Raw genomic sequence first — 17,515 nt, forward strand, 5'->3', positions numbered from 1 at the left:
CTCTCTTTTCCCACTAGACATGGCTTTGTGTAATCAACCAATAACAACAGCTTCACAATAAAAAAAACAATCTGTTGGAGACAAATTTGAATTTTAAAAACAAGGATCTCTGTAAAATCAGGACAATAACAACATTTTTATCATTAACTGATGACAAATCAGAGTGGAAGAAACAAATTTTAAAGGCATCTTCTTTTTGTTCTCACCTCTCTGCCAGATTTCTGGAGCATGGGTATGCCGTTCAATCTGTAAGAATTGTCACAAACCCATTTGGTGAATATTTAAACACCGAGAGCCTGGAAGGTGCCAAAGAAGATTTATCCTATTTGAGTCTCCTCCTTGCTTCCTCTGATTTGTCAGGGATTCGTGTTAGGTTTGCTATTGGAGAAGCACGGACTCAAACTGAGATAACTCTTTTACCTGAATTGGTTAAGGAGTTTGGGGATCTCTGTAATGTCTGTGTCAATGTTGGAATTGATGCAGCTGGTATTCTCAACAATCACCTCATCAGAAGTTCTGCCGAAGCGGTTTCAGAGATCAGTAAAATAACCCCCCGAGGTGAAGGAAATTTTAATTTTACCGTGAATTTTAATTGTGATCCGTTAATACCGTATTTTCCAGCAGGGTATCATAAAAAAGAGATAGGGGATTGTTTTGTCATAGGTTTGGAAACTCCTGACCTGCTTGTCACAGTACTGAAAGATTTTAACCGAAAAGCGGAGACCAGCGACCATAATGATTTGTTTAAGGAATACTTCCAGGTAATGAGTGAGGCACTTCAATATCATATAACAATGATAAATGAAGTTGTTAAACAATTTGAGACAAATAAAGAATTCACCTTCTCAGGTTTTGACAGCTCGGCGGCACCTTCCAAAAACTGTTCCAGCATGGTTGAAGTTTATGAACAGATGGGTGTTGAGTATTTCGGTGCTTCTGGCACCGTCGAAGCATCGTCATTATTAACGAAAGTATTTAAATCGATTACCGGGGTGAATCTTGTCGGGTTCTCTGGGCTCATGCTGGCCTTGACGGAAGACACTGGTCTTGCTCGTGGAACTGTAGATTCAAATTATGACATCCGTTCGCTGTTAACTTACAGTGCTGTTTGTGGAATAGGATTGGATACCGTGCCAATTCCAGGTGATACGTCAATTGAAAAGATTTCTGCATTAATGCGCGATACTGGAACAATGGCCTTTCGATTAAATAAACCGTTAACTGTCCGGCTGTTTCCCGTTCCAGGGTTAAAGGCGGGGGATAGGACTGTCTTTGAAAGTGATGATCTCTGTAACTGTGCCGTACTGGATGTTCCGTAACAAACACTTCCTTCTTAACGTCCTATAACGGGAAGATTTCCGTTCTCCTGTGCTTTTGCAAAAGCAGAATCAGCTTTTGTCAGAGAAAAGGCATTTATTAAGGATTGTTTTCAGTTCTTCCACCAGGAAAGGCTTCGGAACCACACCACAAAAACCATACTGCCTGTAGTTTGCCATGACAGGATCGTTGGCATATCCGCTGGATACCAGGGCTTTGACTTTTGGATCAAAAGCCTGAATCTTCTCCAGTGTTTCCAACCCTCCCATACTTCCTGGAATGGTAAGATCCATGATCAGGATATCAAATGGGTTTTTATTTTTCTGTGCTTCAATATAGGATTTGATCGTTTCATGTCCATCTGATACAGCAACACTTTCACAGCCTAGATAGTTCAGGATTTCAATCAACATATCCCGAACTATTGCTTCATCATCCATGATAAGCACACGTCCTTTGACAGGTGAAGGGGACTCTGTTTTTTCTGGATCGACTGAAGATGAGATTTCTGCGTGTGGCCTGGCAGGAAGGTAGATGGTGAATGTGGTACCTCTATCTATTTGAGACTTCACCTGAATAAGGCCATCGTGATTTTTAATAATTGAGTAGGAAATTGCCAGACCCAGGCCGCTTCCAGATTCCTTGCTTGAAAAATAAGGATCAAAAATTTTGGCGAGATGTTCTTTGGGGATACCACAGCCCTGATCCTCAAATTGCAGCTTCACATACTCTCCTGCTGGAAGAGATGTGCCTGAATTTAACCCAATAACTTCATTCTCCCCACGTATAGTTATAGTTCCGCCATGTTCCATGGATTGGCTGGAGTTAATGACCAGATTCTGGGTAACCTGACTCATTTGACCTTCATCAACCTCAACCGGCCATAAATTTTCAGGAAAATCAAAAAGGCATTTAACCCTGGAACCTCTGAGGACAAAAGCAGTTGAGTCAGTAATAAGGGCACCAATGGTTGCAGTGCGTTTTATTGGCGCTCCCCCCTTGGAAAAGGTGAGTAGTTGCTGAGTCAGGCCTTTGGCACGAAGAGTGGCACGTTCTGTGTTTTCGAGATAGTTATTGATTTTTTCGAGGTTATTGAGAGACATCTTCGCCAGGGAGACGTTGCCAAGAATGGCAGTGAGAAGGTTGTTGAAATCGTGGGCAATCCCCCCAGCCAGAACTCCGAGTGATTCGATTTTCTGAGCCTTGTGCAGTTCCTCTTCCATACGTTTCTTCTGAGTTACGTCACGAAAAATACATTGCGTACGAACAGGCTTGCCATCGACAAATTTGCATATGGCATTCCCCTCTATACTAATATCTCGACCATCTTTTGACGTAAAGACAGTGTCAATATAGTTGATTTTTGGTTCAGAGATAACTTTCTTAAAAACAGCTTCACAGTGGTTCTGACAGGTGGGGGAAATAAGGTTGAAAATGGAAAGGTTTGCAACCTCTTCTTTACTGTAGCCGAAGGTTTCTCTCCAGGCACGGTTTACGTAAAGAAGCTGGCCTTCTGGAGATACCAGTTGAATGAGATCTGTCGTATTTTCAAAGAGTTCTCGATAACGTTCTTCGCTTTCAAGAAGTGCATTGGCATTTATCTGGTGTTCACTGATATCCCTGAAAACACCTGTCATGTTTACAGGATTATTATTAACAAATCGGGTGGAGCAACGACCTTCCACATTGACTTCACGGCCGTTTTTGGCAATGAATGTGGTAGTGTTTCGGTCTATTCTTTCTCCAGCCAGGAGATCCTGAAAGATAAGCTGACATTCCCCCTTACATTTTGGGTCAACTATGTCCATAAGCCTGATAGTCTTCAGGTCTTCGTCGTTGTAGCCAAGGGTTTCCTGCCATGCCTGATTTACAAAGAGAAATTTACCATCCGGGGAGACGGAATGAATAAGATCCGAGGTGTTTCTATTTAGAGCATCGAAAAATTCAGCTTTATTGGCTAGAGAAGCAATTAATACCTGCTGCCTTGCAATTGTCTCCTCCAACTCTTTAATCTTTTGGGGAGTATTTGTTGAGTCGATTTTTTGTATCATTAGTGTACGATTTTCTCCTTGTTAAAAACTCACGTAAGAATAGTTAATCAGATCAATTTGAGGAAAACAAGTATTAAAAAATATTACTTAACACAAATGTGTAGCATGAGTTGTAATGAGTAAGCACTATGTCATATCAAGGTACTCATTGGATATAGATTTCAAAACTTCCGAGAATTATAATTTTTGATATTGACATTAACGCAATCTTGCGAGTATGTAGTTGTCTGGTTAAACATTAAGGAGGCAACTAATGGCCAAATGCGAAAGAAAACCTATTGGAAGACTGCTCTACATGACCGCCCAGGCTATGACTCTCCATGCGGAGAAAGTTCTCAAGCCTTACGATATGACGGTTGAGCAACTTCATATATTAAAGAACATGGATGAAAACACAGCTCTTTCCCATCAGGAACTCAGTAAAATTGTTCAGAAGAGTGCAGCCAACGTGACACGAATTCTTGATCGCCTGGAAAGGAAAAATTATATACGAAGAGAAAAAAATCCTAAAGACAGGCGCTCCATTCTTGTCCTTATAACTGCACAAGGGAGGGATCTTGTTGCAGAGGTAAGTCTAGTCTTGGAAGCCTTCACCAAGCAGCTGACCAGAGGGATAACCATAGAGGAGCAGGATCTTTTTACTCAAATTCTCTGCACCATGCAGGGTAACCTGGAGACAACTATAAAATGACATACTTTACAATCCCCGTTCAGAAGAGCTTTTTCCTCCAAACCCTTTTTACCTCGCTTGTTCTTTTTCTTTTCTTTTCACCCCTTCATGCTCAGGAACAACCACCAGCTTCCGTGGTCGTTACAAAAGTTACCCAGGAGGCCATTGCCGAGACCCAGACAGTCATTGGTACTCTTTTTTATGACAGAATCAGCGATATATCCACTGAAGTGACTGGCCTTGTAGATGAGGTACTGGTTCGCCAAGGTGATCAGGTGAAACAGGGTGATATCTTGGTTCGACTTGACACAAAGCTTCTCGACAGTGATATCTCCCTCAAGAAAACTCGTATAGCCCAGAATGATCTTAGGATGCAAAATACTGAGAAAAACTTCAAACGGCTGGAAATTCTCTACAAGGAATCCGGAGTCAGTGAAAAAGACTATGATGATGCCCGATACACCTTTGAGGATGCAAAACTTGAAAGACAGGCACGCCAGGATGAGTTGTCCAATTTAATGATTAAAAAAGAACGATCGGTCATTTGTGCACCATTTACCGGTATTATTCTCACAAAGGATGTGGACACAGGTGCATGGGTGCAGCAGGGTAGAAAACTTGTCTCTCTAGGTTCCAGTGCTGATCTTTTTGTCAAGGCACCAATAGGAGAGTCTTTGCTGCGTTTTTTTAACAAAGGACAAAAATTATCTGTCAGTATTGATGCTTTAGAACGAAAAGTTGACGGGATTGTTGAAGACATCGACCCGGTTGCTGACCTTAAGACCAAGACAATTTTTGTTAAGATCCGGATTCCTGCTCAGGGTATAATAGCTGCGAATATGTCAGCAACAGTACACCTCCCTGCAAGCTTTGAGAAGAATCTCAGGATAATCCCCCGTGCTGCACTTATCAAGTTTCAGGGAGAAGATTTTATTTACAGCATCAAAGATGACAAGGCAGCCATTATGCCGGTCCATATCGTTTCGTATATGGGTGACAAAGTAGGGGTGGACAGTCCTCATATCGTTGCTGGTATGCCTGTGGTGATCGAAGGGAATGAACGGCTGCGTCCAGATCAGGCTGTTCGGGTTACAGGAGAAAAGTAATGGATATTATACGATATTCTCTTGCTAAACCGGTGTCCATCACCGTGGGGGTGATACTTATACTGCTCTTCGGCCTTATCGGATTCAATAAACTTCCGGTTCAACTCACACCCGATGTTGAGACTCCTCAAATAACTGTTAAGACAAACTGGGGAGGAGCTACTCCCTATGAAATTGAAAAAGAGATAATTGAGCAGCAGGAAGAGGTGTTGAAGGGACTTCAGGGACTGACCAAAATGGAAAGTTCAAGCTATAATGGCTACGGAGAGATTACCCTCTCTTTTGAACTTGACATTTCCCTTGATGACGCTCTTCTACGGGTTTCTAATAAAATCAATGAGATAAGTAATTATCCAGAGAATGTTAACCGTCCGGTCATTGAATCTGCTGGGGCTAATGCCTCACCGGTTGTCTGGATGATGCTGAAACCGGTTGCTGAAAACTCCGAGTCAATAAACCATTACCGCAGTTATTTTGAAGATAATGTGCGTCAGCATCTTGAAAGGGTGAGGGGAGTTGGGTCACTTTTTATTTTCGGAGGTACCCTCACCGAACTCCATATCACCTTGGATATGGATCGGATGGCAAGCCATAATGTCTCCATTAATCACGTTATCGCTGCAGTTCGAAATGCCAACCAGAATCAATCAGCAGGAGTTTTAGGAATTGGTCGTAAAAACTATCGCATCCGTACCCTTGGCCAGTTCCAGTCGCCAGCGGATGTACTGGATGTTGTTGTTTTTGACGATGGCATGCAGCGCGTCTATATCAGAGATATTGCCACAGTTGATAAAGACTATGCCAAGGAAAACTTAGCTGTACTCCATAACGGAGAACCAGTTATTGTTGTTGGAGTACGAAAGGAACCCGGTACTAACGTGCTTGCCATGACCGATAGGTTGGAGCAGGAGGTGGAGAGACTCAATAAGACATTTCTTGCAGAGCAGGGGCTTTATATAGACTGGGTCTACGACCAGCGTCCCTATATCAATACCGCCATTGATCTGGTGAAGAGGAATGTTGCAATAGGCGGCCTGCTTGCTATCTGTGTCCTCCTGATTTTCTTACGCAGCATTCGCTCCACTCTAACCACTGCCATTGCTATTCCCATATCAGCCATTGGCGCCTTTGGCTTTCTCTGGATTACCGGAAGAAACCTCAATGTCGTTTCTCTTGCCGGTATTTCTTTTGCCGTTGGTATGCTGGTTGACAGTTCTATTGTCGTTCTCGAGAATATTGATCGCCATCGCAAACTTGGAAAATCTGCTTACAAGGCTGCATGGGAGGGTACTCAGGAGGTGTGGGGAGCTGTGTTTGCCTCGACCGCAACAACCGTTGCAGTCTTTCTTCCGATTATTTTTATGCAGGAAGAGGCAGGGCAGCTCTTTCGTGATATTGCTATTGCCATTACCTTCTCAATCCTACTCAGTCTTTTTGTCTCTGTCTCAGTTATCCCTACCATCTCCTATCAGTTATACAAAAATAAAAAAGACAAACCACAGAATAGGATGCAGAAGAGTGTGGTCGGTCCATTTTTCGTAAACCTGATCATGCGTTTTTCAGATTTTTGTCTGAAAAACATGTTCAATCGACTGCTTACAATATTTGCTTTCACCTCCTTTTCAGTGTGCCTTATCTTTTTACTCCTTCCGAGTGCAGAATATCTTCCCCAGGGGAACCGTAACCTTATCCTTAACATTCTCATTCCACCACCTGGATATTCTGTAGAAAAGATGCAGGAGCTCGGAACATACATTTATGAGGAAGCGGAACCCTATTTCAAGGAAGATGGTAAGGATGGCATTCCGCAACTCAAAAATATGTTTTTTGTTGGAGCTGATCGTTTCACACTCTTTGGCGGAATTTCCACCCACGAGACAAAGGGAGCTGAGATGATGCCTCTTTTCAACCGAATAATGCGTTCCATTCCTGGTGTTTTTGGTGTCAGTCTCCAGGCAGGTATCTTCGAGAGTGGAATTGGCAAGGGGCGAACGGTGGATGTAAATATTGCCGGAGAAGACATTGATCAGATTGTTGCCGCAGGCAGGGTACTGTTTGGAACTATCAGTGCCAAAATACCCTCCTCGCAGGTACGGCCAGTTCCATCACTTGAGGTCAGTTATCCAGAAATTCAGGTACTTCCCAACAAAGAAAAGCTGGCAGCAAGCGGTATGACGGAATATGACCTTGGAACTTACATTGATATTCTTATGGATGGACGCAAGATTGATGAATTTCGCCCTGAGGGAAGCAAACAAAAGGATCTTATTCTCACCGGTAGAGAGACGCGCTTTTCGTCACCTGAAAATATCCTTAAGGCAAATATTGTCAACGGTCTTGGCAGTCTTATCCGGGTAGGTGATGTTGCAGAGATGGCCTACAGTCAGGGCATACCCCAGATCAACCATCTGGAAAGAAAGCGTACTATCACTCTGCAGGTAACTCCCCCACAGGATGTTGCTCTGCAGGATGCCATGAATATTATTGAGAATGAAGCTGTCGCATCGTTAAAAGCTGCAGGCCAACTCAAAGGAGTTGATATCACCATTGGTGGTAATGCGGATAAGCTTAGTGCAGCCCGCTTGGCTCTGCAGTGGAATCTATTGCTGGCCCTGCTGATCACTTATTTACTTATGGCAGCACTTTTTGAAAATTTTCTTTATCCTTTTATTATTATGTTTTCTATTCCTCTGGCAGCGGCTGGTGGGTTTGTCGGCCTGTGGACGGTGAACACCCTTATTGCCCCTCAGGGATTTGATGTTCTGGCCATGCTTGGTTTTATTATCCTTGTTGGAACCGTGGTGAACAATGCGATCCTTATTGTCCATCAGTCACTGAACAACGTCCGTTTTAATAACATGCAGGGTGTCGTTGCTATTTCTGAAGCTGTTCGCACCAGGATTCGCCCCATCTTTATGAGTGCTACTACTTCTGTTCTCGGTATGCTGCCCCTGGTTCTCTCGACAGGGGCTGGCTCTGAACTCTATCGAGGTCTTGGAGCTATTCTTCTTGGAGGACTTGCACTCTCAACACTCCTCACCCTCTTTGTTATTCCGGCCCTGTTATCCTTTGTTATCAAGTTTGAAGGGAGTCGTCACCATGAAAGTATTTAGCATTTTCCCACTGTTCCTTCTCTTTCTGACAGTATCCTCTCAGGCAATGGACCTTGTCGAAATGCAGAAGAGTGCTGTCGAAAATCGTGAAATCATTAAACGTTACCAGGTTACCGTGGAGAAAAGTGATCAGGAGATAGCGCGTGTACAGAGCGCTTATTATCCATCGCTGGATATAGGATATCGCGCAACCAGTCTCGATAAGCCAGTTACCTACCCATATCGTGAGAACAGCTCTCTCTACGGCGCGCTTAGCATGAATATTTTTTCAGGATTTCGTGACAGGTATTCTATTCAGTCTGCACGGATTCTGCGAGAGGTAGAAGGCCATAGATTGCACAGTATTGAACAGGATATTCAGCTTAATGTGGCTCTTCGTTATCTGAATGTTTATGAAAACCGGGCAAGTCTCACTGTGACACAGGATGCACAAAAAACACTTGAACGCATTTACCAGGACGGACAGCGACGGTTAGAGGTAGGTCTCATCGGGAAAAATGAACTGTTAAAATTCAAAGTTGATCTGGATAACGCAAACATCACTCTCCAGAAAAGACAGGCAGATCTGGATAAGAGTGTTCAGTTGTTGGGGCGGGAGATCAACAAACCTACGCTGCTCCTCGGTGAACTGAGTTTCCACGAATTCTCCCTACTTCCCAGAGTTGAAAATCAGGAACTCTGTAGAGAAAAAATGTTCAGCAATCGCTCTGAACTCCTGGCCTTGGAAGGACTGACCCAGTCAGCTTCCCTGCAGGTGAAAGCGGAACGGGGAAACTATTACCCCAGGATCGATATTGTCGGAAGTTATTCACGCTATGATGATGATTTTATAAATGGGAACGGAGAACTGAACAATGATGAACTTCAGGCTCAATTGCTGCTCTCTTACAACCTCTTCGACGGATTTTCACGTGAGGCCACAATTTCCAAAGCAAAATTGAATATTCGTGAAATTCAATATGACCATGCAGAACTAAAAAACAGCCTGGAGACAGATCTCAGCAATCTCTTTATCGATTACCGGGTGAGCATGGCAAATGTGGAGGTGGCCAGAGAAGATATCAGACATGCAGAAGAAAATCTTCGAATTACTCAGCTTAAGTACACAGAAGGACTACAGCGGGAATCGGATTTGCTTGACGCTGTAACCAATCTTTCCCGGGCGCGCTACAATGAGGTCGCTGTCATTAGAGCGCTGTTTGAAAACACCTTCCGCATTACCCGCATGATTGAGGGCTTTCAGTTCCGAAGCGGAAAATCTTAAAAGCACTCAAAAATGAACGTTGTGTGGTCTGCCATCACCATACTTTTTTAGTCGGAAGCATGGTTCAAAGAGTAACATTCCTTGTCTTGTTCGAAGGGAAACTGGGTTTCATAAACCTGTGTAGACAATCGGTTCCACCTCAAAATCAATCAGGCCAACTGCTCGCGTATGGTTCTGCTTAGGTGATTGATGGGGCAGGGCTTGTTGAGCACTACTCCATGCACCTGTTTCATATGTTTAGTCAACGGGCCCTTGGAGTCGTAACCGGTGAAGTAGATAACCTTCACATCCCGGTTGAATTGACGCATCTTTTTCGCGGCTTCGAGGCCACTCATGTTGGGCATCACAACATCCATAATTACCAGATCAATATGGTCGTGATTGGTGACAAAGAGATCAAGGGCTTCCTTGCCATCGTTTGCAATTTTCACCAGGTAGCCAAGCTTGGTTAAAATCGCCTTGTTTGTTGACTGAAGCTGTAAATTATCCTCGACCAAAAGAATTGTTTCACCTTTTCCTGGGAATAGCTCGTAACTTTCCTTGTCCATCTGAACGGCAGGGGCTTCTTCGAGGGGTAAATACACCCTGAAGCAACTTCCCTTGCCAACAGTGCTGTCTACCTCCACAACGCCGCCATGGTCTCTGACGGTTCCATAAACCATGGCAAGACCGAGACCCGTCCCCTTATCCACCGCTTTGGTGGTAAAAAATGGATCGAATAGTTGCTCAAGGTTCTCGGGTGGAATTCCTTCACCATTATCCTGCACTTCCAGTACTGCAAAACGGTCGGAGGAAATTCTTAGATTTTGGTGTTTGGCAAAAAAATCCTCATTTGATTCAAAAGAAGACAGACTTACAGAAATTTTTGGATTCTTCACATCTGCCACAGCATCCTTGGCATTATTCACTAGATTGAACAAAAGTTGTTGTAGCTGTGTTGAGTTGGCATAAACGGAGATTTTATCATTACAAACATGATAATTAAAGTTGATATTTTCTTCCACCCCGATTCTGATCAGTTTGATTGCTTCCTTGAAAAAAGGCGTCAGGGGTAGGGAGGACTTGAGAACGGTTTCTTGCCTGGAAAAGGCTAGAAGCTGTTTGATCATATCTGCAGCACGACAGCCAAGATCACTGATCAACGTGAGAGATTTATTCAATTCTTCAGGATTTTTGCATGAGTGTTGGGCTAGAAAAACCGAGCCGAGGATTCCTGCCAACATATTATTGAAATCATGAGCAATACCACCGACAAGGGTGCCAAGCGCTTCCATTTTTTGCGCCTGGCGAAAGTTTTTTTCACTCTTTTGAAGTTCAGAAGTTCGGATTGCAACTAATTCTTCCAATTCTTCTTGTATTCGAGTTAGTTCCGCATTGGCAGCAAGTGCTTCCTTTTGGGCTACCTGAATCTCTTTTTTTTGTCGCCTGATCTGGACATTCCATAATCCCACTACAATTAATAGGACAAGAAAACCCAATGAAATTTTTATGATTAGTGCATAATCTTTGATAGGATCATACTCTAAAATTAACCATTTCTCTGAAATGAGTCTTCGCTGCTTGTCGCTTATGGAGTCCAGCCCTTTTTGAAGAATACCAACCAACTCGGGCCAATCGCTGCGTACTGCAAAGTGAAGGCTCTGTAGCTCCTGAGAAACCGGTGCTGCCACTTTGAGATTACTTAGATTCATCTTCCTGATCCAGTAGGTCGCAGAGGCAACATTTCCTATAAATGCTTCAACTTCGCCATTGTTAAGAGCCAGTAGTGATTCTCGAAGTGTTGGAAACTGCACCGGCGCAATGGAGGTATACTCCTTGAGGTAACCTGCATGCGAGGTGTTGGTCTGGACTGCTACTCGCAGGGAGCGAATATCATGAAGACTTGAGATGAAAGGCATATCGTTACGAGTAATGATCACCCGGTGAAAATTGATATAGGGCTTAGTAAAGTTGAGAAAAGCTTTACGCTCATCGGTGATGCCGACGCAGGGAAGAATGTCGATGCTATCTTTTTTTACGCCTTCAATCGCTTCTGTCCAGCTAAGCCCCTTTACTACCTGCATGTTAAGCCCTAGCCGTTTGTTGAGTATCTGGATAAAATCTGATGTCATCCCGCTATAGATACCATTCTCCATGAACTCAAATGGAGCAAATTCAGGATCAATACCGAGGCGAATGACGGGGTGCTGTTGGATAAATAGTTTTTCTTGCTGAGTAAGCATAATGACAATATTGTCATCTGGAGCAGGCTCAAGCCAGCGTCGCACTATCTGTTGTTTTTGATGATCCGGTATTGACTGGAGGGCTTTATTGAGAATTGAGGTCAGTTCCGGCCAGTCATCTCTTACCCCGATGGAAAAGGCCTGGACGGGAATGTCGATAAAACCGGAAATATGCAGGGATGGTAGAGAAAATTCCTTCAGTATGTAGGCGGTGGTACCGGTGTCGGAGATCATGGCCGTCGTTGTTCCATCTACTACTGATTTTAGTCCCTCCATCACGTTTTTCACAAAATATGGTTGAATAGCCGGATTATTTTCGAGGACCTGTTTTGTTGAAATATAATTTTCAACCAAGGCGACTTTTTTACCTGTAAGGTCAGAAAGTGTCTGCGTGGGAGGAAGACCTTCTCGAGATATTATCGCAATTTGATAGCGGACATATGGAGCGGTAAAGGTGAGGTATTCTGAACGTTTAGGCGAGGCGGTGACCAGGGGTAGTAAGTCGATTTTTTTTTCTTTGGCCTGGTTGAGGATCTCGGACCAACTCAGACCCAATGCCATCTCAAACCTGATACCGAGGATTTTTGAAAGTTCTTTTAGATAATCACTTGAAATGCCACTGTGTTGGTTATATTGATTAATAAACTCATACGGTGGGAATTCAGCATCCACACCAATTCGAATTACCGGATGTCGATCCAGCCAGGCGCGCTCATGCTCGGTAAGATTTACTGCCACGGAAAATCCTTGGTTTTCTTGCGTTGTTCCGAGAGAATCAGCAAAAGCAGTGGCGACAACTATCCACCATAAAATAAAGAAGATCGAAAGAAAGCGTATTGGCCATACAACTTTAGCATGGGGGCTTGTGTTTTTATTTGACAATACGGATAGGTGGAGCATTTTCTTCTCTCCGGCAGGTAGTACATCAGTTGTTTAACGATAAAATATTTCACGCCAACGTACTGACCACAGACGCCATGAGCGCAAGTGAATCTTGTATGTTCTGTGGATGGGGTAATAGGTAGTAGAACACAGGGGCTTAATGCACACCATCTAATTTTATCTGTAATTAAACAAATAAGATATCTTTACAGTAGCTTATCAAAATACTGTATAGTTTTAAAGGAATTTTTTAAATGCAAAGGATTGTTTCGTGTAGAAAAACAGGCCGATATCGGTAAAATTGGTTACTGTTGCATCGCTAGATCAAGAAAGGCGAAAACCCTTCAATCACAATTCATTACAGTCGGAATGATGGTTTAAGGTGCTGATGCTTTAAATTCATTAATACGATCACAAAAATCCCTGATGTGTTCGTCGCTGGTTGCAAAGGATGTCACCAGCCGTACAAAGACATCTTCGTCCCTGAGAGTATAGTTGTTCGGCAGAGTTTGGATGGGCCATTGGTAAAATTCGGCACCTTCTGCCTGCAGTCTTTCAGCCAATTGTCTGGGCATGGTAATAAAAATTTCGTTTGCCTGGCATGGCCAGACAGGAACTATTTCCTGAAAAACTTTTAGTGCCCTGGCTAATTGCTGTGCCTTGGCGTTGGCATGTGTGGCCAGCTCCAGCCAATGGTTGTTCTTCAACCAGCCAACAAATTGGGCACCAAACAAACGGCCTTTTGAAAGAAGGTGTCCCGATCGTTTTCTACGATGGATAAAATTCTCTGCAAGGTCCTGCCTGAAGAAAACAACTGCTTCAGCAGCAAGGGCTCCGCATTTTGTTGCACCAAGGCTAAGGACATCAACGCCGGCTTTCCAGCTTATATCCGCAAATGTACATCCAAGAGAGGCCACAGCATTGGCAAAGCGTGCCCCATCCATATGGACATGAAGACCGTTTTCATGGGCAAGGGAACAAAGGGATGAGATTTCCACCTCAGTGTACACTTGCCCTGCCTCATTTGTTTGAGTGATACTTAGGGCTTTGGCAGAGGGTGTGTGTGGGATCTCAGGGGAAACATTTCGAAAGAATTTTTTCAAATGTCTGATTTCCAGTTTTCCGGCATGTTGTGTCAAAGGAATAAGACGGCTACCTCCTGAGAAAAATTCAGGGGCCGTGGATTCATCAAGTAGAATATGAGAATGGTGGTGGCAAAGGATGGTTTCCCAAGGTTGTACCATACAAGAGAGGGCAAGAGCGTTCGCTGCTGTCCCGGTTGCCACAAAAAAAACATCAAGTTTACAGCCAAATACATCCATTAAAGCATCTTCTGCTTTTTCGCACCAATTGTCATTTCCGTAGCCGTGGGTAAATCCATGGTTTGCCTCTAACAATGCGTCAAGTACAGGCTGAGATGCCCCGGCTTGATTGTCACTTCCAAATTGCATCTTATCTCCTGATTCTAATACTTGTTATATGGCAGATATGGGTTTTCTCTTCCGGGAAGGGAAGGTGTTCTTATTATGATGTGAGAATAAAAGATGCTGTTTACCGGGTCAATATATAAGATGAGGGTTAAAAAAATGAAAAAGGGAGAAAGTTTCTTTTTTTTCTTCCATTCCATAAGAAATTGTTGCTACTCTCAAAGGTGTGGTTAAAGCAATTTACTTATCCAGCAAGGAGTATTAAAAATGGGTGTCCCTAATGTCTCAATCCGGAAAATTCTCTATACTACTAATCTTTCAGAAACAGGGCGTCATGCATTTGCCTATGCTGCCAGTCTCAGTAAGTTGTATGGTTCGAAACTGACAGTTCTGCATGTAGTTGACGAACAGCCGGAACTTGACCATCGCCTTGTTGGATACATGCCTAAAGATCTCTGGGAGGAGATCAAAGATCGTGACCAAAACGAGGCAAAAGAAATTCTCCTGGGAAGAAAACGAGACAATTCTGTTATTGTAGGCGAATGTGTCGATCGCTATTGCTCTGAACTACAAGATGATTCCGGAACAGAGGCAGCTATAAGCTATGATGTTATGGTAAAGCTCGGTGACCCTGTGAAGGAAATAGTAAAGGTGGCGGTGGAACAGAACTATGATTTGATTGTGGTTGGCCGTCACAGGCACAGTAAATTTCATGACATCGTTCATCGTGGAACAATCAGGAGTTTACTCGATGCCACCAGACTTCCGGTTTTTGTTGTTCAGATTCCTGAGTAACCTTGTGGCCAGGTTAGCCGGATAAATGTGCAACAGGATGCGGATGTTAATGTTTGAGGAGTGGATACTTTTTATTTAATTTCCAGAACCAGATGGCAAGCTGCTGCTGGAAGAGAAATGCCAGAGCTATCATCATGGCTGTTTTCGGGGGAAAGGCTGCAAGTGCTATCCCAATGCATATGGGAAGATTTCGTAATTCCACATTTAAGAGCAGACTTATCGCATCTTTGTAGGAAAAAAAGTTGCGACCAATAATTACACAAATCGTCAGGATGGTACAGTACCACAACAGCAGGCAGGAGAGGGCTTGAAAGATCGTTTCCGGATAGCCAAAAAACATTTCAGCCTTCATACTTATGCTTGTAAACAGGAGATAGATTAATCCCCAAACGCTGAATGCTGGTAATAGTGGTTTTATTTTTTCTTTAAACTCTTCCTGACTGATTTTTTTCAAGAGCATTCTATACGTATAAACACCTGCAAACAAAGGAATAAAAACGACCAGTCCAATGGTTCTTCCTATATGGACAATATCAATTTCCACGAGTGTTCCTGCAAGAAAAAACAGATAGAGCGGGGCAAGAAGTGAACCCAGAATAAGATTCAAGGTGCTCAGTTTCAGTGATGCTCTCACGTTTCCTTCAAAAAGCATGGTAAAGGCCACAGCCATGTTCCCACCTGGTACAACACTGATAATAAGGAGGCCTGCCTGCAGTTCAGGCCATGACTCCAGAAACAACTTTCCGATCAGTAAGGCAGCCAGCGGCAGGGCCAGAAAATTCAATACAAGATTAACACTCATTAAGCGCAGGTCTGTGAGTTCAAGCAGCTCTTGTGGCTGAAAACCTATCATTGCCGGAAAAATTGTCAACATCGCGACTGGCAGGATGAGGATTTTCAAAGGAGAGGTGTCGACAAAGAGGCCACAGAGCAGAGCTACGCATATCACGCAGGGAATAACAGCCACTAGATTTCTGGATGGGAATGTGAAGACGGCTCGAAGACTCATTTGTTTCAAGGGAAAGATGGGCTTTTTTTTGCAAAGACATGAAATGCCATTCTATAAGCTTATTATTACTTTTTTAATACTCCCTGTAAAGAATGATGGCCTGCATGAAGAATACGGGCTGTAGCGATATCACCAGGTTTGCAGCTGTTCACTTCGCCTGTAATATGGACCAGGTGGTTTGTTCCGGTTCTTGCGACAATAGCATCACCATCGTTTTTTTCAATCATCATGGGAAGCTCTTGACCGACATACTTTTTATTATGTTCAAGGCAGATTTCATCCTGCCTTGTCTGAAAACGAAGTAATCGCTCGGCCTTAACGGATTCTTCAACCTTATCCTCAAACGCTGAAGAGCGCGTTCCTGGTCGGTCTGAGTATTTAAAAGAGTATGACCCGTGATAATAAACTTCTTCCAACAGAGCCATGGTCTCCTCGAAGTCCTCATTCGTCTCACCGGGAAAACCGACTATCATATCAGTGGTGATGGCAATTTCAGGGCAATACGAACGCAGGGCAGCAACTTTTTCCAGATATAGCTCACGGCTGTATTTGCGATTCATTAAGGAGAGTATTCGGTTTGAACCGGACTGAACAGGAAGGTGAAAATGTGGACAGAGAATATCAACTTCGGCAAAGCAGCGCATCAGGTCATCGGAAAGATCTTTTGGGTTGGACGTTGTGAAGCGAAGCTGTCTCAGGCCAGGAATAGAAGCTACCTGGCGAAGTAGGTCGCTAAAACTGAAGGATCCATTTCCTTCTATTACGTTATTGGTTTTGCCGTAGGAATTCACGTTTTGCCCAAGAAGGGTGATTTCCTTCACCCCACCATCAACCAACGCGCGAGCTTCTTGGAGTATATGGCTGGCCTGTCGTGATATTTCGCGTCCCCTTGTGTAAGGTACGACACAATAGGTGCAGTAGTTGTTGCATCCCTGCATAATGGTGAGAAACTTTTTAAACACCACGGGGCCTACCTCACTCTCCTGTTTGCCAAGATCAGGGATAAAGGCAGGAATACTGTAATTGTCTACAAGGGAGGTAGCGACTGTCTGCTGTTTTTTCTCCTTAAGCAATTCGGCAAGCTCGTAGATATTCTGAGTTCCAACCACAAGGTCAACATGGGGCATACGTTCTATGATCTGCTGTCCTTCCTGCTGCGCAACGCAGCCGGCAACACAAATTTTTAGATTTGGATTTCGTTTTTTCTGTTTTCGCAACACTCCAAGGAGACTCATTACTTTTTGTTCGGCTTTTGCACGGATGGAGCAGGTGTTCAGAATAATCAAATCAGCTGTTTCAGAGTCACTGGTCTCGACATATCCTTTTTCTCCAAGGAGTTGGGCCATTATCTCAGAATCTCGCAGATTCATCTGACAGCCAAATGTTTTTATAAAAAACGTTTTTGAGTGCATGATAGGGTATTGTTTCAGTTTCTCAATGATTAATGGAAGACACAGGCTTGATGGAACTCGCAAGTTCAGAGAGCAGGGGGTAGAGTATTCCTGCCTTTTCCAGTGGATAACGAACACAGACACAGCCTTTCTCTCCAGGAACAGTGGAAAGAAGGCAGAGGCCGTCATATGCCTCGAGGATAAATTTCAGAAAATGGTATCTTGCCGGATTTATCCTTAGGTACAAAGGGATAAGATTAATAGACAT

General features: G+C 43.6%; 12 protein-coding genes. 6 read left to right on the forward strand and 6 right to left on the reverse strand.

Features of this window, described 5'->3' with window-relative positions:
• The first annotated feature begins 86 nt into the window (after positions 1 to 86).
• Positions 87 to 1,319 (forward strand): DUF711 family protein, encoded by a 1,233-nt coding sequence (locus UWK_RS14220; RefSeq protein WP_015405085.1) that lies wholly within the window; start codon positions 87 to 89, stop codon positions 1,317 to 1,319.
• A gap of 69 nt (positions 1,320 to 1,388) precedes the next feature.
• Here the strand turns inward: UWK_RS14220 and UWK_RS14225 are convergent, their stop codons facing one another.
• Entirely contained in the window at positions 1,389 to 3,368 is a 1,980-nt protein-coding gene (locus UWK_RS14225; RefSeq protein WP_015405086.1) for a hybrid sensor histidine kinase/response regulator, read from the reverse strand.
• Positions 3,369 to 3,621: 253 nt separating this feature from the next.
• Between UWK_RS14225 and UWK_RS14230 the strand changes: the two genes are divergently transcribed.
• Genes UWK_RS14230 through UWK_RS14245 form a run of 4 tightly spaced genes read left to right on the forward strand, consistent with a single transcriptional unit; the run spans position 3,622 to position 9,521 of the window.
• Positions 3,622 to 4,059 carry a MarR family winged helix-turn-helix transcriptional regulator gene (locus tag UWK_RS14230; RefSeq protein ID WP_015405087.1) on the forward strand — a complete coding sequence of 146 codons (438 nt, stop codon included), beginning with the start codon at positions 3,622 to 3,624 and terminating at the stop codon, positions 4,057 to 4,059.
• A complete protein-coding gene (locus UWK_RS14235) occupies positions 4,056 to 5,144 on the forward strand; it encodes an efflux RND transporter periplasmic adaptor subunit (RefSeq protein WP_015405088.1) in 1,089 nt (362 codons plus the stop codon). Before UWK_RS14230 ends, UWK_RS14235 begins: the two co-directional genes overlap by 4 nt.
• A complete protein-coding gene (locus UWK_RS14240; protein ID WP_015405089.1) occupies positions 5,144 to 8,257 on the forward strand; it encodes an efflux RND transporter permease subunit in 3,114 nt (1,037 codons plus the stop codon). Before UWK_RS14235 ends, UWK_RS14240 begins: the two co-directional genes overlap by 1 nt.
• Positions 8,244 to 9,521: a TolC family protein gene (locus UWK_RS14245; RefSeq protein WP_015405090.1), complete on the forward strand. Its 1,278-nt coding sequence runs from the start codon at positions 8,244 to 8,246 to the stop codon at positions 9,519 to 9,521. The genes UWK_RS14240 and UWK_RS14245 overlap by 14 nt, the downstream gene beginning before the upstream one ends.
• 149 nt (positions 9,522 to 9,670) lie before the next feature.
• On the opposite strand, the gene UWK_RS18700 is transcribed toward UWK_RS14245, so the two are convergent.
• Both UWK_RS18700 and UWK_RS14255 read right to left on the reverse strand, forming a co-directional pair.
• A complete protein-coding gene (locus UWK_RS18700) occupies positions 9,671 to 12,643 on the reverse strand; it encodes a transporter substrate-binding domain-containing protein (RefSeq protein ID WP_015405091.1) in 2,973 nt (990 codons plus the stop codon).
• A gap of 359 nt (positions 12,644 to 13,002) precedes the next feature.
• A complete protein-coding gene (locus tag UWK_RS14255) occupies positions 13,003 to 14,076 on the reverse strand; it encodes a threonine aldolase family protein (RefSeq protein ID WP_015405092.1) in 1,074 nt (357 codons plus the stop codon).
• Positions 14,077 to 14,319: 243 nt separating this feature from the next.
• Between UWK_RS14255 and UWK_RS14260 the strand changes: the two genes are divergently transcribed.
• The gene (locus tag UWK_RS14260) at positions 14,320 to 14,847 is read left to right on the forward strand and encodes a universal stress protein (protein ID WP_015405093.1); all 528 of its coding nucleotides are present in this window, start codon (positions 14,320 to 14,322) and stop codon (positions 14,845 to 14,847) included.
• Between the two features lie 46 nt (positions 14,848 to 14,893).
• Here UWK_RS14260 and UWK_RS14265 read toward each other — a convergent pair whose 3' ends face one another.
• The 3 genes from UWK_RS14265 to UWK_RS14275 all read right to left on the reverse strand — a co-directional run bounded on the left by UWK_RS14265 (position 14,894) and on the right by UWK_RS14275 (position 17,515).
• Positions 14,894 to 15,856, reverse strand: a complete 963-nt coding sequence (locus tag UWK_RS14265) for an arsenic resistance protein (RefSeq protein WP_015405094.1) — start codon at positions 15,854 to 15,856, stop codon at positions 14,894 to 14,896.
• Between the two features lie 65 nt (positions 15,857 to 15,921).
• Positions 15,922 to 17,268, reverse strand: a complete 1,347-nt coding sequence (gene miaB / locus UWK_RS14270; protein WP_015405095.1) for a tRNA (N6-isopentenyl adenosine(37)-C2)-methylthiotransferase MiaB — start codon at positions 17,266 to 17,268, stop codon at positions 15,922 to 15,924.
• A 22-nt stretch (positions 17,269 to 17,290) separates the two neighbouring features.
• The gene (locus UWK_RS14275; RefSeq protein WP_015405096.1) at positions 17,291 to 17,515 is read right to left on the reverse strand and encodes a DUF4911 domain-containing protein; all 225 of its coding nucleotides are present in this window, start codon (positions 17,513 to 17,515) and stop codon (positions 17,291 to 17,293) included.

Origin of the sequence: Desulfocapsa sulfexigens DSM 10523, from assembly GCF_000341395.1 — a bacterium.
Classification (GTDB): Bacteria; Desulfobacterota; Desulfobulbia; order Desulfobulbales; family Desulfocapsaceae; genus Desulfocapsa; species Desulfocapsa sulfexigens.